This window comes from Pseudomonas sp. FG47 (assembly GCF_057809115.1).
In genome coordinates, this window is record NZ_JBMDJI010000001.1 from 121,690 (window position 1) to 146,000 (window position 24,311).

At 64.2% G+C, this 24,311-nt stretch carries 23 protein-coding genes and 1 pseudogene; 10 read left to right on the forward strand and 14 right to left on the reverse strand.

All coding sequences use genetic code 11. The features are described from left to right. Nucleotides 1–2,055 (reverse strand): glycine--tRNA ligase subunit beta, encoded by a 2,055-nt coding sequence (gene glyS / locus ACODS5_RS00570; protein ID WP_489107660.1) that lies wholly within the window; start codon nucleotides 2,053–2,055, stop codon nucleotides 1–3. Next, complete coding sequence (gene glyQ, locus ACODS5_RS00575; RefSeq protein ID WP_011531473.1) at nucleotides 2,052–2,999, reverse strand: glycine--tRNA ligase subunit alpha; 948 nt, start codon at nucleotides 2,997–2,999, stop codon at nucleotides 2,052–2,054. The genes glyS and glyQ overlap by 4 nt, the downstream gene beginning before the upstream one ends. A gap of 84 nt (nucleotides 3,000–3,083) precedes the next feature. On the opposite strand from glyQ, the gene ACODS5_RS00580 reads away from it, so the two are divergent. Both ACODS5_RS00580 and ACODS5_RS00585 read left to right on the forward strand, forming a co-directional pair. Continuing rightward, nucleotides 3,084–3,635: a DNA-3-methyladenine glycosylase I gene (locus ACODS5_RS00580; protein WP_134689099.1), complete on the forward strand. Its 552-nt coding sequence runs from the start codon at nucleotides 3,084–3,086 to the stop codon at nucleotides 3,633–3,635. Nucleotides 3,636–3,676: 41 nt separating this feature from the next. Then, nucleotides 3,677–4,564 carry a lysophospholipid acyltransferase gene (locus ACODS5_RS00585; protein WP_023629851.1) on the forward strand — a complete coding sequence of 296 codons (888 nt, stop codon included), beginning with the start codon at nucleotides 3,677–3,679 and terminating at the stop codon, nucleotides 4,562–4,564. Between the two features lie 129 nt (nucleotides 4,565–4,693). Here ACODS5_RS00585 and ACODS5_RS00590 read toward each other — a convergent pair whose 3' ends face one another. The 5 genes from ACODS5_RS00590 to def all read right to left on the reverse strand — a co-directional run bounded on the left by ACODS5_RS00590 (nucleotide 4,694) and on the right by def (nucleotide 9,224). Beyond that, the gene (locus ACODS5_RS00590) at nucleotides 4,694–5,008 is read right to left on the reverse strand and encodes a tetratricopeptide repeat protein (protein ID WP_489107661.1); all 315 of its coding nucleotides are present in this window, start codon (nucleotides 5,006–5,008) and stop codon (nucleotides 4,694–4,696) included. Nucleotides 5,009–5,019: 11 nt separating this feature from the next. After that, the gene (gene trkA / locus ACODS5_RS00595) at nucleotides 5,020–6,393 is read right to left on the reverse strand and encodes a Trk system potassium transporter TrkA (RefSeq protein WP_023629849.1); all 1,374 of its coding nucleotides are present in this window, start codon (nucleotides 6,391–6,393) and stop codon (nucleotides 5,020–5,022) included. 22 nt (nucleotides 6,394–6,415) lie between these two features. After that, complete coding sequence (gene rsmB, locus ACODS5_RS00600; protein ID WP_489107662.1) at nucleotides 6,416–7,726, reverse strand: 16S rRNA (cytosine(967)-C(5))-methyltransferase RsmB; 1,311 nt, start codon at nucleotides 7,724–7,726, stop codon at nucleotides 6,416–6,418. Then, nucleotides 7,723–8,655 (reverse strand): methionyl-tRNA formyltransferase, encoded by a 933-nt coding sequence (gene fmt, locus ACODS5_RS00605; protein WP_489107663.1) that lies wholly within the window; start codon nucleotides 8,653–8,655, stop codon nucleotides 7,723–7,725. The genes rsmB and fmt overlap by 4 nt, the downstream gene beginning before the upstream one ends. Nucleotides 8,656–8,717: 62 nt before the next feature. Beyond that, nucleotides 8,718–9,224, reverse strand: a complete 507-nt coding sequence (gene def, locus ACODS5_RS00610) for a peptide deformylase (protein WP_038707094.1) — start codon at nucleotides 9,222–9,224, stop codon at nucleotides 8,718–8,720. Nucleotides 9,225–9,433: 209 nt separating this feature from the next. Here def and dprA point away from each other — a divergent pair, with 209 nt between their 5' ends. From dprA to ACODS5_RS00625, 3 genes are all read left to right on the forward strand, one after another. Further along, entirely contained in the window at nucleotides 9,434–10,531 is a 1,098-nt protein-coding gene (dprA, locus tag ACODS5_RS00615; protein WP_489107664.1) for a DNA-processing protein DprA, read from the forward strand. A 38-nt stretch (nucleotides 10,532–10,569) separates the two neighbouring features. Then, nucleotides 10,570–11,127 (forward strand): L-threonylcarbamoyladenylate synthase type 1 TsaC, encoded by a 558-nt coding sequence (gene tsaC, locus ACODS5_RS00620; protein WP_489107665.1) that lies wholly within the window; start codon nucleotides 10,570–10,572, stop codon nucleotides 11,125–11,127. Between the two features lie 667 nt (nucleotides 11,128–11,794). Next, complete coding sequence (locus ACODS5_RS00625) at nucleotides 11,795–12,112, forward strand: hypothetical protein (protein WP_489107666.1); 318 nt, start codon at nucleotides 11,795–11,797, stop codon at nucleotides 12,110–12,112. Nucleotides 12,113–12,445: 333 nt separating this feature from the next. On the opposite strand, the pseudogene ACODS5_RS00630 reads toward ACODS5_RS00625, so the two are convergent. After that, nucleotides 12,446–12,835: pseudogene (locus tag ACODS5_RS00630) on the reverse strand (zinc-binding dehydrogenase); the annotation flags it as partial. 214 nt (nucleotides 12,836–13,049) lie between these two features. On the opposite strand from ACODS5_RS00630, the gene ACODS5_RS00635 reads away from it, so the two are divergent. Then, nucleotides 13,050–13,277: a hypothetical protein gene (locus ACODS5_RS00635; protein ID WP_489107667.1), complete on the forward strand. Its 228-nt coding sequence runs from the start codon at nucleotides 13,050–13,052 to the stop codon at nucleotides 13,275–13,277. Nucleotides 13,278–13,482: 205 nt separating this feature from the next. Here ACODS5_RS00635 and ACODS5_RS00640 read toward each other — a convergent pair whose 3' ends face one another. Next, entirely contained in the window at nucleotides 13,483–14,460 is a 978-nt protein-coding gene (locus ACODS5_RS00640) for an NADPH:quinone reductase (RefSeq protein ID WP_489107668.1), read from the reverse strand. Nucleotides 14,461–14,593: 133 nt separating this feature from the next. Between ACODS5_RS00640 and hemF the strand changes: the two genes are divergently transcribed. Next, entirely contained in the window at nucleotides 14,594–15,505 is a 912-nt protein-coding gene (hemF, locus tag ACODS5_RS00645; protein ID WP_489107669.1) for an oxygen-dependent coproporphyrinogen oxidase, read from the forward strand. A gap of 25 nt (nucleotides 15,506–15,530) precedes the next feature. Further along, nucleotides 15,531–16,355: a shikimate dehydrogenase gene (gene aroE / locus ACODS5_RS00650; RefSeq protein WP_489107670.1), complete on the forward strand. Its 825-nt coding sequence runs from the start codon at nucleotides 15,531–15,533 to the stop codon at nucleotides 16,353–16,355. A gap of 128 nt (nucleotides 16,356–16,483) precedes the next feature. Here aroE and ACODS5_RS00655 read toward each other — a convergent pair whose 3' ends face one another. The 3 genes from ACODS5_RS00655 to betC form a co-directional block, all read right to left on the reverse strand. After that, nucleotides 16,484–18,049 carry a SulP family inorganic anion transporter gene (locus tag ACODS5_RS00655; protein ID WP_134689090.1) on the reverse strand — a complete coding sequence of 522 codons (1,566 nt, stop codon included), beginning with the start codon at nucleotides 18,047–18,049 and terminating at the stop codon, nucleotides 16,484–16,486. 164 nt (nucleotides 18,050–18,213) lie between these two features. Beyond that, on the reverse strand, nucleotides 18,214–19,137 hold the full coding sequence (gene choX / locus ACODS5_RS00660; RefSeq protein WP_489107671.1) for a choline ABC transporter substrate-binding protein: 924 nt from the start codon (nucleotides 19,135–19,137) through the stop codon (nucleotides 18,214–18,216). Nucleotides 19,138–19,151: 14 nt separating this feature from the next. After that, nucleotides 19,152–20,669: a choline-sulfatase gene (gene betC / locus ACODS5_RS00665; protein WP_489107672.1), complete on the reverse strand. Its 1,518-nt coding sequence runs from the start codon at nucleotides 20,667–20,669 to the stop codon at nucleotides 19,152–19,154. 109 nt (nucleotides 20,670–20,778) lie between these two features. On the opposite strand from betC, the gene ACODS5_RS00670 reads away from it, so the two are divergent. Both ACODS5_RS00670 and ACODS5_RS00675 read left to right on the forward strand, forming a co-directional pair. Further along, nucleotides 20,779–21,678, forward strand: a complete 900-nt coding sequence (locus ACODS5_RS00670; protein WP_489107673.1) for a choline sulfate utilization transcriptional regulator — start codon at nucleotides 20,779–20,781, stop codon at nucleotides 21,676–21,678. 126 nt (nucleotides 21,679–21,804) lie between these two features. Continuing rightward, a complete protein-coding gene (locus tag ACODS5_RS00675; RefSeq protein WP_134689086.1) occupies nucleotides 21,805–22,137 on the forward strand; it encodes a DOPA 4,5-dioxygenase family protein in 333 nt (110 codons plus the stop codon). Nucleotides 22,138–22,210: 73 nt separating this feature from the next. Here the strand turns inward: ACODS5_RS00675 and trpA are convergent, their stop codons facing one another. After that, nucleotides 22,211–23,020, reverse strand: a complete 810-nt coding sequence (trpA, locus tag ACODS5_RS00680) for a tryptophan synthase subunit alpha (RefSeq protein ID WP_134689085.1) — start codon at nucleotides 23,018–23,020, stop codon at nucleotides 22,211–22,213. Further along, nucleotides 23,017–24,234: a tryptophan synthase subunit beta gene (trpB, locus tag ACODS5_RS00685; RefSeq protein WP_134689084.1), complete on the reverse strand. Its 1,218-nt coding sequence runs from the start codon at nucleotides 24,232–24,234 to the stop codon at nucleotides 23,017–23,019. Before trpB ends, trpA begins: the two co-directional genes overlap by 4 nt. Between the last annotated feature and the right edge of the window lie 77 nt (nucleotides 24,235–24,311).

Here is a 24,311-nt window from a genome sequence, read left to right on the forward strand (position 1 = left end):
TTACCCCAGCAGCGAGATATCGGCCACGCCCAGGAACAGACCGCGCAGGCGGCTGAGCAGGGCATAACGGTTGGCGCGTACCTTGGCGTCCTCGGCGTTCACCAGCACCGCCTCGAAGAAGGCGTCGACCGGGTCGCGCAGCGCGGCCAGGCGTGCCAGCGCTTCGTTGTACTGACGCGCGGCGGCCATCGGTTGCACGGCCTGGTCGGCCTGCTGGATGGCCGAGTACAGCGAGAACTCGTTGGCGTTGTCGAAGTACTTCGGTTCGACCTGCTCGGCGATGGCGCCTTCGGCCTTGCCCAGCAGGTTCGACACGCGCTTGTTCGCCGCAGCCAGGGCCTCGGCTTCCGGCAGCTTGCGGAACGCCTGCACGGCCTGCACGCGCTGGTCGAAGTCCAGCGCCGAGCCCGGCTTCAGGGCACGCACCGACAGGTAGGTGGCGACGTCGATACCTTCGTCTTCATAACGCGCACGCAGACGGTCGAAGATGAACTCCAGCACCTGCTCGGCCAGGCCGGTGGCCTTGACCTTGGCACCGAACTGCTTGACCGCGAACTCGACCGCGGCGGTCAGATTCAGGTCCAGTTGTTTTTCGATCAGGATGCGCAGCACGCCCAGGGCGGCGCGGCGCAGGGCATACGGGTCCTTGCTGCCGGTGGGCAGCATGCCGATGCCGAAGATGCCGACCAGGGTGTCGAGCTTGTCGGCGATGGCCACGGCGGCACCGGTGAGGGTTTGCGGCAGCTCGGCGCCAGCGCCGCGCGGCATGTACTGCTCGTTCAGCGCCAGGGCGACGTCTTGCGGCTCGCCATCGTTGAGGGCGTAGTAGTAGCCGGCAATACCCTGCATTTCAGGGAATTCGCCGACCATTTCCGAGGCCAGGTCGCACTTGGACAACAGGCCAGCACGGCCGGCGTTGGCGGTGCTGCCGCCGATGTGCGGGGCAATGAACGCGGCCAGCTTGGAGACGCGCTCGGCCTTGTCGAACACGGTGCCCAGTTGTGCCTGGAACACCACGTTCTTCAGACGCTCGTTGAAGCTTTCCAGCGGCTGCTTCTTGTCTTGCTTGAAGAAGAACTCGGCGTCGGTCAGGCGCGGGCGCACGACCTTCTCGTTGCCTTCGACGATCTGTTTCGGATCGCGGCTTTCGACGTTGGCCACGGTGATGAAGCGCGGCAGCAGCTTGCCTTCGCTGTCCAGCAGGCAGAAGTACTTCTGGTTGTCCTGCATGGTGGTGATCAGGGCTTCCTGCGGCACCTCGAGGAAACGCTCCTCGAACGAGCACACCAGCGGCACTGGCCACTCGACCAGGGCGGTTACTTCGTCCAGCAGCGCCGGTGGCACGATGGCCGTGCCTTCCTGCTGCATGGCCAGCTCCGCGGTGCGCTTGCTGATCAGCTCCCGACGCTCGGCGAAGTCGGCCAGCACGTGGGCCTTGCGCAGGTCCTCGACGTAGTTGGCCGGGGTGGTGATGAGTACGTTTTCCGGGTGGTGGAAGCGATGGCCACGGGATTCACGGCCGGCCTTCTGCGCGAGGATGGTGCAGTCGACCACCTGATCGCCCAGCAGCATCACCAGCCACTGGGTCGGACGCACGAACTCTTCGCGGCTGGCGCCCCAGTGCATGCGCTTGGGGATCGGCAGGTCGTTGAGCGAATCTTCGACGATGGTCGGCAGCAGGCTGCTGGTGGCCTTGCCAGGAATGTGCTGGGAGAAGCGCAGCTTCGGGCCGCTCTGGTCGATGTCCGACAGCTCCACGCCGCACTTCTTGGCGAAGCCCAGGGCCGCTTGGGTCGGTTGGCCTTCGGCGTTGAATGCGGCCTGCAGGGGCGGGCCGTCGATGTTGATGCTGCGATCCGGCTGCTGCACGTCCAGCTGGCGGATCAATACCGCCAGACGGCGCGGCGCGGCATAGACCTGCTTGCCGGTGTAGTTCAGGCCAGCGGCCTGCAGGCCTTTCTCGATGCCGGCGAGGAAGGCGTCGCCCAGCGAAGCGAGTGCCTTCGGCGGCAGCTCTTCGGTGCCCAGTTCAACCAGGAAATCTTGAGCACTCATTGTGCAGCCTCCAGCTTAGCCAACACTTCGTCACGCAGTTCGGGAGAGGCCATCGGGAAGCCCAGGCGTGCGCGGGCTTGCAGATAGCTTTGCGCCACGTCCCGGGCCAGGGTACGCACGCGCAGGATGTAGCGCTGGCGCTCGGTTACCGAGATGGCGCGGCGGGCATCCAGCAGGTTGAAGGTGTGCGAAGCCTTCAGGACCATTTCGTAGGTCGGCAGCGGCAGGTCGAGCTTGATCAGGCGGTTCGCTTCGCTTTCGTAGAAGTCGAACAGTTCGAACAGCTTCTCGACGTTGGCGTGCTCGAAGTTGTAGGTCGACTGCTCCACTTCGTTCTGGTGGAACACATCGCCGTAGGTGACCTTGCCGAACGGGCCGTCGGCCCATACCAGGTCGTAGACCGAGTCCACGCCTTGCAGGTACATGGCCAGGCGTTCCAGGCCATAGGTGATCTCACCGGTGACCGGGTAGCACTCGATGCCGCCGACCTGCTGGAAGTAGGTGAACTGGGTCACCTCCATGCCGTTCAGCCAGATTTCCCAGCCCAGGCCCCAGGCGCCGAGGGTCGGCGATTCCCAGTTGTCTTCGACGAAGCGGATATCGTGAACCAGCGGGTCCAGGCCGATGGCTTTCAGCGAGCCGAGGTACAGCTCCTGGAAGTTGGCCGGGTTCGGCTTGAGCACCACCTGGAACTGGTAGTAGTGCTGCAGGCGGTTTGGGTTTTCGCCATACCGCCCGTCGGCGGGGCGACGGCTGGGCTGCACATAGGCGGCGTTCCAGGTTTCTGGACCCACGGCGCGCAGGAAGGTCGCGGTGTGGAAAGTGCCGGCGCCTACTTCCATATCGTAGGGCTGAAGCACCACACAACCTTGCTCGGCCCAGTAGTTCTGCAGGGCGAGGATCAGGTCTTGGAAGGTACGCACGGCTGGCGTAGGCTGGCTCACGAAATTCACCTGTATCTGGGGATGCGGATGTAAAGAGCGGGAGTATAACCCGATTCGCCTCGCCCTCTACGTTATTGGAGCCTTATGCCACGCTGCTTTTGGTGTTCCGACGATCCGTTGTATCAGGCCTATCACGACCACGAGTGGGGAACGCCGCAGCGCGACCCGGCGTTGCTCTTCGAGATGCTTTTGCTCGAAGGGTTCCAGGCGGGGTTGTCGTGGATCACGGTATTGAAGAAACGCGAGCGCTATCGCCAGGTGCTGGAAGGTTTCGACCCGGTGAAACTGGCGTGTCTGAGCGACGAACGCATCGAAGAGCTGATGCAGGACGTCGGCATAATTCGCAACCGCCTCAAGCTCAAGGCCGTGCGCCGCAACGCCCAGGCCTGGCTGGCTGTGGATAACCCCGCCGAGTGGCTATGGTCGTTCGTCGGCGGCGCGCCGAAGATCAACCATTTCCAGGGGCGTGGCGACGTGCCAGCGGTCACCGACGAGGCCAAGGCGATGAGCAAGGCCTTGCAGAAGGCTGGCTTCACTTTCGTCGGGCCGACCATCTGCTACGCCTTCATGCAGGCCACCGGCATGGTCATGGACCACACCACCGACTGCGATCGCTACGCCGCGCTGGTGCGCTGACGGGGTACAATGCGCGCCTTGCTGAAATAAGGAATTCGCCTGTGGAAAAGTTCAAGGGCGCCCTGATGGTCGGGGTGCTGCGCCTGTTTGCCAAGCTGCCCTGGGGCGCCGTGCAGCGCGTCGGCGCCGGTATCGGCTGGCTGATGTGGAAAATCCCCAACGGCTCGCGCAATGTCGTGCGCATCAACCTGGCCAAATGCTTCCCGGAGATGGACCCGGCCGAGCGCGAGCAACTGGTCGGTCGCGCGCTCAAGGACATCGGCAAGTCGTTCGTCGAAAGCGCCTGCGCCTGGATCTGGCCGCCGCAGCGCTCGCTCGACCTGGTCAAGGAAGTGCACGGCCTGGAAGTACTGGAGCAGGCCCTGGCCTCGGGCAAGGGCGTGGTCGGCATCACCAGCCACCTGGGCAACTGGGAAGTGCTCAACCACTTCTATTGCAACCAGTGCAAACCGATCATCTTCTACCGCCCGCCCAAGCTGAAGGCTGTGGATGATTTGCTGCGCGAGCAGCGGGTGCAGATGGGCAACCGCGTGGCGCCTTCGACCAAGGAAGGCATCCTCAGCGTGATCAAGGAAGTGCGTCGGGGTGGTCAGGTGGGGATTCCCGCGGATCCGGAGCCGGCCGAGTCGGCAGGCGTGTTCGTGCCGTTCCTCGGCACCCAGGCGCTGACCAGCAAGTTCGTGCCGAACATGCTCGCCGGCGGCAAGGCGGTAGGTGTGTTCCTGCATGCCCTGCGCCTGCCCGATGGTTCGGGCTTCAAGGTATTCCTGGAGGCGGCGCCAGAGGCCATGTACAGCACCGATGTGAATGAGTCGGCGGCGGCCATGAGCAAGGTGGTCGAGCGTTATGTGCGCGAGTACCCGAGCCAGTACATGTGGAGCATGAAGCGCTTCAAGAAGCGCCCGGCGGGTGAGGCGCGCTGGTATTGAGGCGTCTCAAGGCCCATAGGCTGGCGCAATCCCTGTAGGAGCCGGCCTTGCCGGCGAACACCGGCGAAGCCGGTGCCATCCACCGCCGCGCCTGGTTCGCCAGCAAGGCTGGCTCCTACAGCACGAAGCTCAGTTGCTGACCTTGTTCAATTTCTTCAGGAATACCGCCATCTCCTTCTCGGCCTGCTTGTCGCCATGGGCCTGTGCCGCGACGATCCCCTCTTCCCAGGCCTTGCGCGCCCCAGCCAGATCGCCGCTGAGCTGATACGCCTTGCCCAGCAGCTTCCACGCCGCCGAATACTTGGGGTCCTGCTTCACGCAGCTGGCCAGGTGCACCGCCGCCTCTGCGCCATTGCCCTCGTCCAGCCAGGCCTTGCCCAAGCCAAAGCGCAGCAGCGGGTTATCCACACCCTTGGCCAGCATCTTCTCCAGCGATTCACGCATGCCCTTCCCTCCTAGAAGAAACTCAAGCCCACGTGGAACAGCTTCTCCACGTCCCGAATATGCTTTTTATCCACAACGAACAGGATCACATGGTCGCCCGACTCGATCACCGTGTCGTCGTGGGCGATCATCACTTCGTCCTCGCGGATGATTGCGCCGATGGTGGTGCCCGGCGGCAGGTTGATGTCCTCGATGGCCTTGCCCACCACCTTGCTCGACTTCGAATCGCCATGGGCCACGGCCTCGATGGCCTCGGCCGCGCCACGGCGCAGCGAATGCACGCTGACGATATCGCCACGGCGCACATGGGCCAGCAGTGTACCGATGGTGGCCAACTGCGGGCTGATGGCGATGTCGATGTCGCCGCCCTGCACCAGGTCGACATAGGCCGGGTTGTTGATGATGGTCATCACCTTGCGCGCGCCCAGGCGCTTGGCCAGCAGCGACGCCATGATGTTGGCCTCGTCGTCGTTGGTCAGGGCCAGGAAGATGTCGGCGTCGGCGATGTTCTCCTCGAGCATCAGGTCCTTGTCCGAGGCGCTGCCCTGCAGCACCACGGTGCTTTCCAGGGTATCGGAGAGCTGGCGACAGCGAGCCGGGTTCATCTCGATGATCTTCACCTGGTAGCGGCTCTCGATGGCCTCGGCCAGGCGCTCACCGATCTGCCCGCCACCGGCGATGACCACGCGCTTGTTGCTCTCGTCGATGCGGCGCAGTTCGCCCATCACCGCGCGGATGTCCTTTTTCGCGGCAATGAAGAACACTTCGTCGTCGGCTTCGATCACCGTGTCACCCTGTGGAGTGATCGGCCGGTCGCGGCGGAAGATAGCCGCCACGCGGGTGTCGACGTTGGGCATGTGGGCGCGGATCTGGCGCAGTTGCTGGCCGACCAGCGGCCCGCCGTAGTAGGCCCGGACCGCCACCAGCTGGGCCTTGCCCTCGGCGAAGTCGATCACCTGCAGGGAGCCGGGGTGTTCGATCAGGCGCTTGATGTAGTTGGTCACCACTTGCTCGGGGCTGATCAGCACATCCACCGGAATATGGTCGTTGTCGAACAGTTCTTCGCGGGTCAGGTAGGCCGACTCGCGCACCCGGGCGATCTTGGTCGGGGTGTGGAACAACGAGTACGCCACCTGGCAGGCGACCATGTTGGTCTCGTCGCTGTTGGTCACCGCCACCAGCATGTCGGCGTCGTCGGCACCGGCCTGGCGCAGCACCGTCGGTAGCGAGGCGCGGCCCTGCACGGTGCGGATGTCGAGGCGATCGCCGAGGTCGCGCAGGCGTTCGCCATCGGTGTCGACCACGGTGATGTCGTTGGCTTCGCTGGCCAGGTGCTCGGCCAGCGTGCCGCCGACCTGTCCTGCGCCGAGGATGATGATCTTCATCCGCTACTCCCTACCCTTGGTCTTATCCGCGCGAAGCGGCGATCTTGATCAGCTTGGCATAGTAGAAACCGTCATGGCCGCCTTCCTGGGCCAACAGCTGGCGGCCGTGGGGCTGGCGCAGGCCGGCTTCGGTGGCCAGGTCCAGCTCGCGGGCACCTGGGGTGCGGGCGAGGAAGGCGTCGATGACTTCGGTGTTCTCGGTCGGCAGGCTCGAGCAGGTGGCATACAGGAGCATGCCGCCCACCTCCAGCGTTGGCCACAGGGCATCGAGCAACTCGCCTTGCAGCGTGGCCAGGGCCGGGATGTCGTCGGCCTGGCGGGTTAGCTTGATATCCGGGTGGCGGCGGATCACGCCGGTGGCCGAGCACGGGGCGTCGAGCAGGATGCGCTGGAATGGCTTGCCGTCCCACCAGCTGGCGGTGTCGCGGGCGTCGCAGGCGATCAGCTCGGCATCGAGCTTGAGGCGCTCGAGGTTCTCGCGCACGCGGGTCAGGCGCTTGGCCTCGAGGTCGATGGCGACCATGTGCGCCAAGCCCGGTTCGGCTTCAAGCAGGTGGCAGGTCTTGCCGCCCGGGGCGCAGCAGGCGTCGAGCACGCGCTGGCCGGGGGCCAGTTCCAGCAGGTCGGCGGACAGCTGCGCGGCTTCGTCCTGCACGCTCACCCAGCCGTCGGCGAAGCCTGGCAGGCCGCGCACGTCGCAAGCCTCGGCCAGGACAATGCCGTCACGGCTGTACTGGCAGGCGCTGGCGCCGATACCAGCCTCGTCCAGCAGCGCGAGGTAAGCGTCGCGGCTGTGATGGCGGCGGTTGACCCGTAGGATCATCGGCGGGTGGGCGTTGTTGGCGGCGCAGATGGCCTCCCACTGCTCAGGCCAGAAGGCCTTGAGCGACTTCTGCAGCCAGCGCGGGTGGGCGGTGCGCACCACCGGGTCGCGCTCCATGTCGGCCAACAGTGCCTCCCCTTCACGCTGGGCGCGGCGCAGCACCGCGTTGAGCAGGCCCTTTGCCCAAGGCTTCTTGAGCTTGTCGGCACACCCGACGGTCTCGCCGATGGCTGCGTGGGCCGGCATGCGGCTGTAGAACAGCTGGTACAGGCCGACCAGCAGCAGCGCCTGCACATCGGCGTCGGCGGCCTTGAACGGCTTCTGCAACAGTTGCGCGGCCAGCAGGTCCAGGCGCGGCTGCCAGCGAGCGGTGCCGAAGGCCAGGTCCTGGGTCAGGCCACGGTCGCGCTCCTCGACCTTGTCCAGTTGCGCCGGCAGCGAGCTGTTCAGCGAAGCCTTGCCGCTGAGCACAGCGGCCAAGGCACGGGCGGCAGCCAGGCGTGGGTTCATTGGCCGAGCACCTTGCCACTGGCGAATTTCTCGCGGCGGCTGTTGAACAGGTCGGCGAAGTTGAGGGCCTTGCCACCCGGCAGTTGCAGGCGGGTCAGGCTCAGGGCCTGGTCACCGCAGGCGACCACCAGGCCATCTTTGCTGGCCGACAGGATTTCGCCGGGGGCGCCCTGGGCTGTGGACAAGTTGGCGGCCAGCACCTTCACGCTTTCGCCGTCCAGGGTGCTGTGGCACACCGGCCAGGGGTTGAAGGCGCGGATCAGGCGCTCAAGCTCCACGGCCGAGCGGCTCCAGTCGATGCGCGCTTCGTCCTTGTTCAGCTTGTGGGCGTAGGTGGCCAGGGCATCGTCCTGCACTTCACCTTGCAGGCTGCCATCGGCCAGGCCGGCAATGGCCTGCACCACGGCGCCCGGGCCCATCGCGGCGAGGCGGTCGTGCAGGGTACCGCCGGTGTCCTCGGCGCTGATCGGGGTGACCACCTTGAGCAGCATCGGGCCGGTGTCCAGGCCCGCTTCCATGCGCATCACGGTCACGCCGCTCTCGGCGTCACCGGCTTCAACGGCGCGCTGGATCGGCGCGGCGCCGCGCCAGCGTGGCAGCAAGGATGCGTGGCTGTTGATGCAACCCAGGCGCGGGATATCCAGCACCGCCTGGGGCAGGATCAGGCCGTAGGCGACCACCACCATCAGGTCCGGCTTCAGCGCGGCGAGTTCGGCCTGGGCATCGGCGTTGCGCAGGGTCTGCGGCTGGTACACCGGGATATCGTGGGCCACGGCCAGCGCCTTGACCGCGCTTGGCATCAGCTTCTGGCCACGCCCGGCCGGGCGGTCGGGCTGGGTGTAGACGGCCACGATCTGGTACGGGCTGTCGAGCAAAGCCTTGAGGTGTTCGGCGGCAAACTCTGGGGTGCCTGCGAAGACGATGCGCATGGAGTTCTCGCTTCTTGAAAAAGAAAAAGGCTTGCCGGAGCAAGCCTTCTGGAAGGTGGGGATCAGGCTTGCTGGCGGTGCTGCTTTTCCAGCTTCTTCTTGATCCGGTCACGTTTGAGCTGCGACAGGTAGTCGACGAACAGCTTGCCGTTGAGGTGATCGAACTCGTGCTGCACGCAGACCGCCAGCAGGCCTTCGCATTCCAGCTCGTACGGCTTGCCGTCGCGGTCCTGGGCCTTTACCCGGACGCGCAGCGGGCGGTCGACGTTCTCGTAGAAGCCCGGCACCGACAGGCAGCCTTCCTGGTACTGGCCCATGTCGTGGGTCAGCTCTTCGACGCTGGGGTTGATGAAGACGCGCGGCTCGCTGCGATCTTCGCTCAGGTCCATCACCACCACTTGCTGGTGCACGTTGACCTGGGTGGCTGCCAGGCCGATGCCCGGGGCTTCGTACATGGTTTCGAACATGTCGTCGATCAGCTGGCGCAAGGCGTCGTCAAACACCGTTACCGGTTTGGCAATGGTACGCAGGCGCGGATCGGGGAATTCGAGGATGTTCAAAATGGCCATGGCGGTCAGGCAGTCACTGTGCGGTCGGTTGAAAACTGAGCACACATAATAAAGGGAAAAGGTGGACAAGGCACCTGTGAAAGCTCGGCTAGGGTCTTTATGGGCTTGATAGCTGCCATTTAATGGACAGCTTTTCAAAGTATTACCCACAAAGTTATCCACAGGTTGTGCCACGCCGATGGCCCCCTGTCGGTCAAGGAGGATCACCCATGAGCACTCTCCGTTCGTCGCCTTGCTCGCCTGCCGAACTGGAGGCGCGGCTGCGTCTGCATCGTCTCCCCGACATCGGCCTGCGCCGCTTTCTTACCCTGATCGAAGCCTTTGGCAATGCCTCATCGGCACTCAGTGCGCCGGCCAGTGCCTGGCGTGCGCTGGGGTTGCCAGCCGCCAGTATCGATGCTCGTCGCAGCCCTGAGGTGCGCGACGGCGCATTGGCTGCAATGGCCTGGTTAGAGCGCCCGGGCCAGCATTTGCTGATGTGGGACGGGCCTGGCTACCCCGCATTGCTAAGTGAAATCGACGACCCGCCACCCCTGTTGTTCGTCGCCGGTGACCCCGCTTTGCTGGAGCATCCGCAGCTGGCAATTGTGGGTAGCAGGCGTGCTTCACCACCAGCGCTGGATACCGCGGCTGCGTTCTCGCGTTGCCTGGCGCAAGCCGGATTCACCATCACCAGCGGGCTGGCGCTGGGCGTTGATGGTGCCGCTCATCGGGCCGCGCTGAAGGCCGGGGGGCAAACCATTGGAGTGCTCGGCACGGGGTTGCAAAAACTTTATCCACAGCGCCACCGTGACCTTGCCCAAGCGATGCTCGACAGCGGCAGCGCGCTGGTTTCCGAGTACCCGCTGGATGCCGGGCCGCTGGCCGGCAACTTCCCCAGGCGCAACCGCATCATTAGCGGGCTGTCGCTCGGCGTGCTGGTGGTCGAGGCGAGCATCGCCAGCGGCTCGTTGATCACCGCGCGCCTTGCCGCGGAGCAAGGGCGCGAGGTGTATGCCATTCCGGGTTCGATCCACCACCCCGGCGCCAAGGGCTGCCACCAACTGATCCGCGACGGTGCGCTGCTGGTGGAAAGCGTGGAGCAGATCCTCGACAGCCTGCGCGGCTGGCAGAACTTGCCGGGCGCACCTGTGGGCAAAGCCGACCATCCCCTGCTCGCCTTGCTCCACGCCGCACCCCACACCAGCGAGGGCCTGGCGCACAGCAGCGGCCAGCCTCTAGCCCAGGTATTGGCCAGCCTCACCGAGCTGGAGCTCGAGGGCCGGGTCAGCAATGAAGCCGGGCGTTGGTTTGCCCGTTCCGGCTAAGTACACTGCGCACACGGCGTTTATGCGGAGAGACGGAAATGGTGAGCAGTTGGCGTGTGCAACAAGCCGCGCGTGAGGTGAAGGCGGGTGCGGTGATCGCCTATCCGACGGAAGCGGTCTGGGGCCTGGGCTGCGACCCGTGGAACGAGGACGCGGTGTATCGCCTGCTGGCGCTCAAGTCGCGGCCTGTGGATAAAGGCCTGATCCTGGTCGCCGACAGCATCCACCAGTTCGACTTCCTGTTCGAAGACTTCCCCCAGGACTGGATCGACCGCATGGCCGCCACCTGGCCGGGGCCGAACACTTGGCTGGTGCCGCACCAGGACCTGCTGCCCGAGTGGGTGACCGGGCAGCATGACAGCGTGGCATTGCGGGTCAGCGATCACCCACAGGTGCGTGAGCTGTGCGCGCTGGTGGGCCCGTTAATTTCCACGTCCTGCAACCCGGCCGGGCGCCCGGCGGCCAAGAGCCGGTTGCGGGTGGAGCAGTATTTCCACAAGCAGTTGGACATGGTGCTGGGTGGGGCGTTGGGGGGGCGGAAGAATCCGAGCTTGATTCGCGACCTGGTAACCGGCGAGGTTGTGCGCCCGGGCTGATACCGCTGGCGAGGGCTTCGTGCCGAAAGGGCACCCCTTTCAAGGCCTTTGGGCTTAGGGTTATAGACCGGATGAGGGCCTCCAGGTGTCCGCCGCAAACCTTGCGGCGCTCGATCTCAAGAGCGCTGCAGCCCCGTCGTCGAACACCTTGAAAGGCCTGTGCCTAAAGGGATAGAAACAAGCCCAAAAAATAACGGCCGCTGAAGCGGCCAAAGGGTAAGGATGCACTCGCCCGGATAACTTGAAACTCAACCGGCGCACCAGCACAACCTCAGAGAGAAACGCTACGCCTTAGCGCCGGTACGGTCAAGCGAGGTCCTTTCTTTCGCGTTTCGCTCCACAAGGATTCTCTGCACTCAGGACTTTCTGATTTTTCCTCCCAAGGCTGCCCATTTCGAATTCAGAGAAATATCCTACGCAGCCTGTCGACCGCCATTACCTTCTCAGTGGGAACGCCTGCCTCTAGGCTCCAGACCGTCGCCGAATAACTTGGCGATCGGGTGTGGTAGCCCGGATGCATTCTTCCCATGACAGCCTATGGCGGCTGTGCGCGAGAGGCTTTCGAGCCTGCCTGGATTGGGAAAATGCCCGGGTCTACCACCTCGCGTACAGTCGCCACCCAATTCACGTGGTAGTGATTGGTAGTGGCTTAGTGGAGCATTTTCCAATGGCTAGAAAAATTGTCCCCGATCCACCACTCCCCAATACCACAACCCACCCCTTCGGCCGTTGCGACGCCGGCCACCCACCGCTCTTCACCGTAAACCCCAACATCGAAGCCCACGATGCCCTGGTGCACGTCGCGCTTTACCTGCGCTGTGCTTACGACACCGGCATCAAGGCACTCGACCATTTGTGCGACGAAGGGCGTGGCATGTACTGGTCGAGCCTGCACTCGCTGGAAATGGCTGAGGGACTGGTGGAGGCGATGCTCGATGGCATCGAGTCGGCGCAAGCACCTGGGAATTCCCGGCAGGGAGGTTGATCGCGTGTTGGCGGGCAAGTGCAGGGCCATAGTTTTGCAGTGCTCTTGAGATCGAGCGCCGCCCGCGCGGCGCATCGCGGATGAATCCGCTCCTACATCTGTTGCAACGTGCCGCACCTGTGAGGCCATAGTTGCCAGCCTTGGCGCATGGCTTGGGCGGCGGCGCCAGCCGAAAAATCGCGTCGTACCCATAAGGCGAACAACCATGGCCTATCGGTCATGGCCACGTTGCAACGAATGTAGGAGCGGATTCATCCGCGATGCGCCGCGCGGGCTGCGCTCGATTTCATAGACGCTGCAACGCTCGCGGCGAACACCCCGCAGGGCTGACCCTCAAGGCAGCAAAACAGTCGAACCAACGGCCCGCCGCGCAGATAACTCCGCCTGCGCCTTGGCCGCTTCACTCAACGGATACCGCTGCTGGATATCCACCACCAACTTGTCACTGGCGATCATCGCGGACAGGTCATCCGCCATGGCCTGGGTGTTCTCGGCGTTGTTGGCATAGCTCGCCAGCGTCGGCCGGGTGACATACAGCGAGCCCTTCTGCGACAAGATCCCCAGGTTCACCCCGGTCACCGAGCCGGACGCATTGCCGAAGCTGACCATCAACCCACGCGGCTTCAGGCAATCCAGCAAAGTCAGCCAGGTATCCGCCCCCACGCCGTCATACACCACTGAGCATTTCTGACCGTCGGTCAGTTCCAGCACGCGATTAGCAACGAGCGCGGCTGTAGCCGATGGTTGCCACGGCCCCGAGCGATTGGGCCCCGGCGCTTTCGCCCATTGGCATTTGCTTGAGCAGGTACTGCATTGTCATAGCCATGAGTTACTTACAGCTTACTTTAGTAAATTTGCAACTATCATTTTTACCAGTTGTTGACGCTAAATGCTTATCTCATGATTCATCCTGTCAATAATATGTGGGAGGTGTGACATGTTTGATTTTTACGAAGTTCTGTTGGTAGAAAATGAAGATGGGTCCGATTTTGGCGAACTTATAAATGTTCCGGATGCCAAGTATCTCTATGAAAATCTGGCTGCGGGTGATTTATTGCTGCTTGGTCCAGAGAAAAAACAAGCCAGAGTAATTCGCAAGCAATTTTTTAATGAATGGGCTAGTAGTGATACTCTAGGAAGATTGCAAATTTTTGAAATAAAATAAGATTCAGTTGTAGGCTTTTCAGTTATTCGGCATGACGATCTGATTCAGATCAAGGCAAAGTTGGATAAAACTTTTTTGCGCACCATCGCCGACAAGCTGGCTTCTGTCTGTGGACTGTGTGGTCACGTGTCTGTCGAAGCCAGCTTGCTGGGGTGGGCCAAAAAGCAGCCTAGGCATGCTCAAATAGAACGCAGAGCAAAACACTTCATGGCAGCAGCACCGTCGATCCCACCGTCCGCCGCGCCGACAACTCACTCTGTGCCTTGGCCGCCTCACTCAACGGATACCGCTGCTGGATATCCACCACCAACTTGCCACTGGCGATCATCGCGAACAAGTCATCGGCCATGGCCTGGGTGTTCTCAGCGTTGTTGGCATAGCTCGCCAGCGTTGGTCGGGTGACATACAGAGAGCCCTTCTGCGACAAGATCCCCAGGTTCACCCCAGTCACCGCGCCAGAGGCATTGCCAAAGCTGACCATTAATCCACGCGGCTTCAGGCAATCCAGTGAAGTCAGCCAGGTATCGGCCCCCACGCCGTCATACACCACCGCGCACTTCTGACCGTCTGTCAGCTCCAGCACGCGTTTAGCCACGTCTTCATGGCTGTAGTCAATGGTGGCCCAGGCTCCGAGCGCCTTGGCCCGCTCAGCCTTCTCGGCGGAACTGACAGTACCGATCAGCTTGGCCTTCAGCGCTTTGGCCCACTGGCACGCCAGCGACCCCACACCACCGGCAGCAGCATGGAACAGCACGAAATCACCCGGTTGCACGGCGTAGGTTTGCTTCAACAGATACTGCGTGGTCAGCCCCTTGAGCATCACCGCCGCCGCCTGTTCGTAGCTGATCGCCTCAGGCAGCTTCACCAGGTTGGCCTCGGGCAGTGTGTGCACCTCGCTGTAGGCTCCCAGCGGCCCACCGGCATAGGCCACGCGGTCGCCGACCTTGATGCGCGTGACGCCTTCACCTACCGCCTCGACCACCCCAGCCGCCTCGGTGCCCAGCCCCGAAGGCAGGGATGGCGGCGGATACAGCCCGTTGCGGAAATAGGTATCGATGAAATTCAGCCCGATCGCCTGGTTGCGCACCCGCACCTGCTGCGAGCCGGGCGGTGCCGGCTCGAATTCCACTAATTGCAGGACTTCCGGGCCGCCATGCTGGCTGAACTGGATACGCTTGGCCATCACACACTCCTGTCGTCGCGGGTCGCAAAGGGTCTTCTATCGGACCTCTTTGCTTGATCGCCGTCAACTGCGACGCGGGCTTGGCCGGTGGTATGCTACGCGGCGAATTTTCCCGCTCCTTCCAGGTGACCCGATGACCAGCCGCACCGAGGCCGTAAAAGCCTACTTGCTCGACCTGCAAGACCGCATCTGCACTGCCCTTGAAAACGAAGACGGCGGCGCCCGCTTCGTCGAGGATGCCTGGGTGCGCGATGCCGGTGGTGGCGGGCGCACGCGGGTGATCGGCGAAGGCAAGGTGATCGAGAAGGGCGGGGTCAACTTCTCCCACGTATTCGGCGCCGGCCTGCCGCCGTCGGCCAGTGCCCACCGCCCGGAGCTGGCGGGCCGTGGCTTCGAGGCCCTGGGCGTGTCGCTGGTGATCCACCCGCACAACCCGCATGTGCCGACCTCCCACGCCAATGTGCGGTTCTTCATCGCCGAAAAAGAGGGCGAAGAGGCGGTGTGGTGGTTTGGCGGTGGCTTCGACCTGACCCCCTACTACGGCAACGAAGAAGACTGCGTGCACTGGCACCGCGTGGCCGAGCAGGCCTGTGCGCCGTTCGGCGCCGACGTGTACCCGCGCTACAAGGCCTGGTGCGACCGTTACTTCCACCTCAAGCACCGTGGCGAGCCGCGCGGCATCGGCGGCCTGTTCTTCGATGACCTGAACGAGTGGGGCTTCGACACCTGCTTCGCCTTCATCCGCGCCATCGGTGACGCCTACGTCGAGGCTTACCTGCCGATCGTCCAGCGCCGCAAGGGCACCCCGTACACCCCCGCCCAGCGCGAGTTCCAGGAATACCGCCGTGGCCGCTACGTCGAGTTCAACCTGGTCTACGACCGTGGCACCCTGTTCGGCCTGCAGTCCGGTGGCCGCACCGAGTCGATCCTGATGTCGCTGCCACCGCAAGTGCGCTGGGGCTACGACTGGAAAGCCGAGCCTGGCAGCGAAGAAGCGCGCCTGACCGAGTACTTCCTGCAGGACCGCGACTGGCTCGCTCAGTAACACTGTGGATAACCGAGGAGCTCCCATGGACCAGTACGTCGTATTCGGCAACCCCATCGGCCACAGCAAGTCGCCGTTGATCCACCGCCTGTTCGCCGACCAGACCGGCGAGGACCTGGAGTACGCCACCCTGCTGGCGCCGGTGGACGAGTTCAGTGACTGCGCCCGTGGCTTCTTCAAGCAAGGCAGCGGTGCCAACGTCACCGTGCCGTTCAAGGAGGAGGCCTACCGCCTGTGCGACAGCCTCACCCCGCGTGCCCAGCGTGCTGGCGCGGTAAACACCTTGAGCAAGCTGGCCGACGGTACGTTGCAAGGCGACAACACCGACGGCGCCGGACTGGTGCGTGACCTCACCGTCAACGCTGGGGTCGCGCTGGCCGGCAAGCGCATCCTCATCCTTGGTGCTGGTGGCGCGGTACGTGGCGTGCTGGAGCCGATCCTCGCGCACAAGCCGCAGTCGCTGGTGATCGCCAACCGCACGGTGGAGAAGGCCGAGCAGCTGGCCCGTGAGTTCGATGAGCTGGGGCCGGTGGTGGCCAGCGGTTTTGCCTGGTTGCAGGAGCCGGTGGACGTGATCATCAATGCCACCTCGGCGAGCCTGGCTGGCGAGCTGCCGCCGATTGCCGAAAGCTTGGTCGAAGCCGGGCGTACCGTTTGCTACGACATGATGTATGGCAAGGAACCGACGCCGTTCTGCCAGTGGGCGAGCAAGCTTGGCGCGGCCAAGGTGCTGGATGGGCTGGGGATGCTGGCGGAGCAGGCGGCCGAGGCGTTCTTTATCTGGCGCGGGGTTCGGCCTGAGACCGGGCCGGTGCTGGATGAGCTGCGCCGGCAGCTAGCTCGCGGCTGAATTCGAGATTTTGGGGCCGCTTTGCGGCCCTTTCGCGACACAAGGCCGCTCCTACAGGAGATCGCGGTCCCGTGTAGGAGCGGCCTTGTGTCGCGAAAGGGCTGCGCAGCAGCCCCAGGACCTGAAGCTCATTCCTCAAACCGGATGGGGCACAGTTCAACCCCCTCCAGCTTCTGCAACTCCTCCACCACCTGCGGCCGTGCCCGCTGCAACGTCAGGCTCCCGCCACTACGCATCAGCCGTCGCGCCTCGCGGTGCAACATATCCACACCCGAGTAATCGATGAAGTTCACCTGCCGCGCATCGATCACCACATGCGGCCCCTGGCAGCGCTGCAAGCGCACTTGCAGATAATGCGCCGCGCCAAAGAAGATCGACCCACCCACCCGCAACACATCCGCCTCCCCTTCCCGGCTTTGCTGCACCCGTGGCCGTGAGGTGCGCTTGAGGTAAAAGAACAATGAGGCCAGCACCCCGGCATAGATCGCCGTCTGCAACTCCAGCAGCAGCGTCGCCGCCGCCGTCAGCGCCATCACCAGGAACTCCGAGCGGCTGACCCGGAACAGCGCGCGAATGCCGCGATGGTCCACCAGCCCCCAGCAGATCAGCAGGATGCTCCCCGCCATCGCCGGGATCGGCAGGTGGGCGATCAGCCCGGCACCGGTCACGGCGAACAGGGCCACCCACAAGGCCGAAAATACCCCGGCCAGGGGCGAGCGGGCGCCGGCGTCGTAGCTCAGGCCCGAGCGAGTGAAAGAACCTGCAGACAGGTAACCGGAGAAAAACGCGCCGCCGATGTTCGATAGGCCCTGTGCGCGGATTTCCTGGTCAGGGTCGATCAGTTGCTCCGAACGTGCCGACAACGAGCGGGCAATCGACAGGCTGGTGACCAGCCCCAGCATGCCCACCGCCACGGCGCTGGGTAGCAGGCGCAGCATCAGTTCCACGTCCAGCAGCGGCAGGGGGCTGAAGGGCGGGAGCTGCCCGGTGAACGCAGCCACCCTGGGCACGTGGCCGAACACGCCGGGTAACAGCCAAGCCATCAGACTGACCAGCAGCAGGCTTATCAACAGGCTTGGCCAGCGCGGGCGCCACAGTTTCAGGGCAATCCCGATGACCAGCGTGGCCAGGCCCAGGACCAGCGATGGCAGGTCCACTTCGCCCATGTGCCCAGCCAGGTCCTGTACGGTCTTCAACGCCGTGGCCTGGCTCGGTAGGTCCATCCCCAGCAGGTTCGGCAGCTGTCCAAGGGCGATGACGATGGCGGCGCCGAGGGTGAAGCCCAGCACCACCGAGTGGGAAACGAAATTGACCAGCGCACCGAAGCGCAACAGCCCCAGCAGCAACTGGAAGACACCGCCAAGGAAAGTCAGCAGCAGTACCAGGGTTACATAGTCGGCGCTGCCAGCCACGGCCAGCGGGCTGATGCTGGCGTAGAGGACGATGGAGATGGCCGCGGTGGGGCCGCAGATCAGGTGCCAGGATGAGCCCCACAGGCAGGCGATCAGCACGGGTACGATGGCAGCGTACAGGCCGTACTCGGCGGGCAGGCCGGCGATCAGGGCGTAGGCGATCGATTGCGGCAGGGCGAGGATGGCGCCGCTCAGGCCCACCAGCAGGTCCTGGCGCAGGCTGCGGCCCGATTGGCGGGGGAGCCAGGTGAGGAAGGGCAGCAGGTAAGCAAGGCGAGGCATCTATCGGTCCTGGTATCCGAGCAACATTCGACATTGCAGGCGAGGGCTTCGCCCTCGTTTCGCGACACAAGGCCGCTCCTACACGGGCCACGCGCTCTCCTGTAGGAGCGGCCTTGTGTCGCGAAAGGGCCGCAAAGCGGCCCCAGCAGCCTAACAGACGAACATCAAAGCTTGGCTTTCACCGCTTTGGAGGCCCCACCGCCGGTTTTAGTGGTCACCCCAGCCAACCATCCTTCCAACAGCTCTGGATGGGCCTTCACCCAACCCCTGGCCGCCTCATCGAAGCTCACCTTCTTATCCACAACCTCGGCCATGATGCTGTTCTCCATCTCCAGCGAGAACTTCAAGTTCCCCAGCAGCTTTGCCGCATTCGGGCACGCCTGTGGATACCCCTTGCGGGTCAGGGTGTAAACATCGCCCTTGCTGCCAAACCATTTCTCCCCACCCGTGAGGTAATGCATCTTCAACTTCACGTTCATCGGGTGCGGGGTCCAACCCAGGAAGGTGATGAACTGCTGCTTCTTCAGCGCCCGGTCCACCTGCGCCAGCATCGCCTGCTCGCTGGACTCGACCAGTTTCCACTGGCCCAGGTCGAACTCGTTCTTGTCGATGATCTCTTTCAGCGACAGGTTGGCCGGCGCGCCCGAACCAATGCCGTAGAGCTTCTTGTCGAACTGCTCGGCATGCTTGTGTAGGTCGGCGAAGTCCTTCACGCCCGCGTTCCATACATAGTCGGGCACCGCCAGGGTGAACTCGGTGCCTTCGAGGTTTTTCGCCAGTTGCTGCACATCACCGCTGGCGATGAACTTGTCATGGAAGCCCTGGTGCGCCGGCATCCAGTTGCCGAGGAAGGCATCCACCCGGCCATCCTTCAGGCCACCGTAGATGATCGGCACGGCCAGGCTGTCGATCTTCACCTGATAACCCAGGCTTTCCAACAGCAGCCGGGCCAGGGCGTTGGTGCTGGCGATATCGCTCCAGCCGGGGTCGGCCAGTTTCACGGTGCTGCATTGCGCGTCGCTGTCGGCGGCGTGGGCCGTGCTCAGGCTCAGGGCCAGGGCGAGCACGGCGGTGGAGAACTTGTGCATGGCGGCCTCTCTTCTCAATCCAGGGGTGCGGGCTGTGGATAACGTGCCTTGCGCTCGAGGTCGTCGAGATCGATGTGGTTGCGCATGTACTGTTGGCTGGCGTCCACCAGTGGTTGGTGGTCCCAGCTCTTCAGCTTGCCGATGGCCAGCGCCTCGGCCACCAGGCGGCGGCGTCGTTGGCTGGCCAGCACCTGCTGGCGCAGGACCGGGATGTCCCAGCGCTGTTTGGCTTCATCGGCAAATGCCTGCAGCAGCGCCTGGTGGTCCGGGCTGCCGGTGAGGTTCTCCCGCTCGTGCGGGTCGCGGCTCAGGTCGTAGAGTAGCCATGGGTCTTCTTCGCTGTACAAGAACTTGTAGGCGCCACGGCGGATCATCATCAGCGGGCCGACCGTGCCTTCGGCCATGTATTCGCCGATTACCTCGTCATGCCCACCCTGCCCTTGCAGGTGGCCGAGCAGCGAGCGGCCGTCCAGGTGCAACTGGTTATCCACAGCGCCGCCGGCCAATTCGACCAGGGTCGGCAGCAGGTCGCAGGTGGATACGCTGGCGCTGACGCGGGTCGGCCCGAAGCGCTTGGGCGCATGGATCAGCAGCGGCACCCGCGCCGACATCTCGAACCAGTGCATCTTGTACCAGAGCCCGCGCTCGCCAAGCATGTCGCCGTGATCGCCCGAGAACACGATCAGGGTGTCGTCGGCCAGGCCGCACTCCTCGAGGGTCTGCAGCAGCTTGCCGATGTTGTCGTCGATGTAGCTGCAGGCGCCGAAGTAGGCGCGGCGGGCGTCGCGGATCTTGTCCACGGGCAGCGGCTTGTTCCACAGGTCGTAGACCTTGAGCAGGCGTTGCGAGTGCGGGTCCTGCTCGCCCTGAGCGATCTTGTCCCGCGGCAGTGGGATATCCACATCCTCGTACATGTCCCAGTAGTACTTGGGAATGGTGTACGGGTCGTGGGGGTGGGTCATGGAGACGGTCAGGCAGAACGGCCGGCCGTCATCCTCGCGCACATGGTCGTAGAGGTACTGGCGCGCCTTGAACACCACCTCTTCGTCGAAATCCAGCTGGTTGGTGCGCACGCAGGGCCCGGCTTGCAGCACTGACGACATGTTGTGGTACCAGCTCGGGCGCACGTGCGGTTCATCCCAGTTCACCGCCCAGCCGTAGTCAGCCGGGTAGATATCGCAGGTCAAGCGCTCTTCGTAGCCGTGCAACTGGTCCGGGCCGCAGAAGTGCATCTTGCCCGACAGTGCCGTGCGGTAGCCGAGGCGGCGCAGGTAGTGGGCGTAGGTGGGCACGTCGGCGGGGAAGTCGGCGGCGTTGTCGTAGGCGCCGATGCGGCTGGGCAACTGGCCGCTGACCAGGGTGAAGCGCGACGGCGCGCACAGCGGGCTGTTGCAGTAGGCGCTGTCGAACACCACGGCCTGCTCGGCGAGGCGGGCCAGGTGGGGCATCTTGATCGGCGATGGGGTGTAGATCGGCAGCAAAGGCGCGGCCATCTGATCGGCCATGATGAACAGGATGTTGGGTCGCTTCATGGGGGCCTTCCATCGTCGAGGGTTATGGGGAGCACTTGCAATCCAGCATGCGGCTGTGGATAACAGGGGTAAAGCCCATGCCGGGCAATGACTGGGATTAGCCAAGCTTATGTTTGAGCACCTTGCAGCCCTGCCCCTGGACACCCTGCGCGTGTTCGAGGCCGCCGCCCGCCTGCGTAGCTTCACCGCTGCCGCCGTGGAACTGGGCACCACCCAGCCGGCGGTCAGCCAGCAGATGAAGCGCCTGGAGGCGCAGTTGGGCACGCGGTTGTTCGACCGGATCTACCGGGGCATCGAGCTGACCGAGGTGGGGGTGCTGTTGTTCGAGCAGGTGCACCAAGGCTTGCAAGCCATGGACGATGGCGTTGCCCAAGCCAGTGGGCGCGGCCAGCGCGAGGTGCTGCAGGTGGCGACCGACTTCGCCTTTGCGGCGTTCTGGCTGATGCCGCGCCTGCAGCGTTTCCACGAGGCTTATCCACAGGTGGACGTGAGCCTGGTGACCGGTGAGCGCAGCCAGGCGATGTTGCGCCCGGACATCGATGTGGCGGTGTTGTTCGGTGATGGCCGCTTCCATCAGGGCGAGAGCCGCTGGCTGTTCGATGAGGAGGTTTTCCCGGTGTGCAGCCCTCGGCTGACTCATGGCAAACCCTTGTCAGCCGTGGCTTTGCAACGATTTCCGCTGCTCCATTTGCGGGGTGAGCAGGCTAGCCGCTGGTTCGACTGGGCGGGGGTGTTTCGTGGGTTTGGCGTGGACAGCCCGCCGCCTGCCGGGCAGTTGCGGTTCGACAATTACACCCTGTTGATCCAGGCGGCGATTGCTGGGCAAGGGGTAGCGATCGGCTGGGGGCACCTGGTGGACGGGCTGGTGGAGCAAGGCGTGCTGTGTCGTCCGTTGGAGGGGAGTTTACGCTCGAAGCGCGGGTATTACGTGGTGCTGCCGCCGCGCAAGCGGCGTGGGGCATTGATCGAGCGGTTCGTGGATTGGCTGGAGCAGGAGCGTGGTGATTGAGGCGCCTTTCGCCGGCAAGCCGGCTCCTACGAAAGCCGCGCTGGCCTCGATATGTAGGAGCCGGCTTGCCGGCGAAGCGGACAGCGCGGATGCTAGGCGAAAGTCGCAAAGCAACCAGGAGCCATCGTGCAAAGGATCAAGGGTTACCACGCCCACGTGTACTACGACGCATCGACCATGCAGCAGGCCCGCGAGCTGTGCGAAGAGGCGACGCGGCTGTTCCCCGTGACCATGGGGCGCATGCACCAGAAGCCGGTCGGGCCGCACCCGGACTGGAGCTGCCAGCTGGCGTTCGCGCCGGAGGTGGTGGGGGTGGTGCTGCCGTGGCTGGCACTGTACCGCAAGGGGTTGGTGGTGTTCCTGCACCCGGAGACCGGGGACGAGCTGGCGGATCACCGCGACCATGCAATCTGGATGGGCGCGATCAGGCCGTTGGATCTGTCTATCTTCGGGGCTTGATGCGACGTGGGAGCGGACTTGCCCCGCGATGGCTTCACTGCCTCCATCGCGGGGCAAGCCCGCTCCCACAACATCAATGGCGGGCGGCGCGTACGCCTTCGGCCAACGCCGAGCACAGGCTCAGCACATCCTTCACCGCCTGCTCGGCATCCTTGGCCTGGGCGATCTTGTCGACCAGCGCCGAACCCACCACCACGCCATCGGCCAGGCGGGCAATGGCTGCCGCCTGCTCTGGCGTGCGGATACCAAAGCCGACGCTGATCGGCAGATCGGTATGCCGACGCAGGCGGGTGATCGCTTCGGTCACGTGTTCGGTGGTCGCCGAACCGGCACCGGTCACACCCGCCACCGACACGTAGTAGACGAACCCGGAGCTGCGCTCCAGCACCCGCGGCAAGCGTACGTCGTCGGTGGTCGGGGTGGTGAGGCGGATGAAGTCGATGCCGGCGGCCTGGGCTGGGGTGGCCAGCTCGGCATCGTGCTCCGGCGGCAGGTCGACGATGATCAGGCCATCCACGCCGGCCTCTTTTGCCTCGGCGACGAAGCGCTCCACGCCGAAACGGTGGATCGGGTTGTAGTAACCCATCAGCACGATCGGCGTGGTCTGGTTATCCACACGGAATTCGCGAACCATCTGCAGGGTCTTGGCCAGGGTCTGGCCGGCTTCCAGGGCGCGCAGGGTGGCGAGCTGGATGGCTACGCCGTCGGCCATCGGATCGGTGAACGGCATGCCCAGCTCGATCACGTCGGCACCAGCGGCTGGCAGGCCCTTGAGGATCTTCAGCGAGGCGTCGTAGCCTGGGTCGCCGGCGGTAACGAAGGTGACCAGGGCCGAGCGGCCTTCGGCCTTGAGTTCGGCGAAGCGTTGTTCGAGACGGCTCATGCCTGTTTCTCCTGGGCGGCCATGTGGTTCATCACGGTTTGCATGTCCTTGTCGCCGCGACCGGACAGGCAGATCACCATCAGGTGGTCCTTGGGCAGGGTCGGGGCGCGCTTGATCGCCTCGGCCAGGGCGTGGGAGCTCTCCAGTGCCGGGATGATGCCCTCCAGGCGGCAGGTGGCGTGGAAAGCATCCAGCGCCTCGTCGTCGGTGATGCTGACGTACTCCACGCGCTTCACTTCGTGCAGGTAGGCGTGCTCCGGGCCGATGCCGGGGTAGTCCAGGCCGGCGGAGATCGAGTGGGCGTCGGTAATCTGGCCGTCGTCATCCTGCAGCAGGTAGGTGCGGTTGCCGTGCAGCACGCCCGGCACGCCGCCGTTCAGGCTGGCCGCGTGCTTGTCGGTGTGCACGCCGTGGCCGCCGGCTTCGACGCCGATGATCTGCACGCTGGCATCATCGAGGAAGTCGTGGAACAGGCCCATGGCGTTGGAACCGCCGCCGACGCAGGCGATCAGGCTGTCGGGCAGGCGCCCTTCCTTCTCCTGCAACTGGGCGCGGGTCTCTTTGCCGATGATCGACTGGAAGTCGCGGACCATCGCCGGATACGGGTGTGGGCCGGCCACGGTGCCGATCAGGTAGAAGGTGTCTTCGACGTTGGTGACCCAGTCGCGCAGGGCCTCGTTCATGGCGTCCTTGAGGGTGCCGGTGCCGGCGGTGACCGGGACGATTTCGGCACCCAGCAGCTTCATGCGGAACACGTTGGCCTGCTGGCGCTCGATGTCGGTGGCGCCCATGTAGATCACGCAGGGCAGGCCGAAGCGCGCGGCCACGGTGGCGGTGGCCACGCCGTGCATGCCGGCGCCGGTCTCGGCGATCAGGCGTTTCTTGCCCATGCGCTTGGCCAGCAGCACCTGGCCGATGCAGTTGTTCACCTTGTGCGCGCCGGTGTGGTTGAGTTCTTCGCGTTTGAAGAAGATCTTCGCGCCGCCACAGTGCTCGGTCAGGCGCTCGGCGAAGTACAGCGGGTTGGGGCGGCCGATGTAGTCGCGCTGGAAGTAGGCCAGGTCCTCGAGAAACTTGGGGTCGGCCTTGGCGGCTTCGTATTCGCGGGCCAGGTCGAGCACCAGCGGCATCAGGGTTTCGGCCACGTAGCGGCCGCCGAACGAGCCGAACAGGCCGTTGGCGTCAGGGCCGGCACGGTATTGGGTCTGGGTCATGGGGCGCTCCGTAGACAGGTTCGATAAAGGGGCAGACGCTGATCAATGGGGTCTACTCTAACCAGCACACGCGCGTC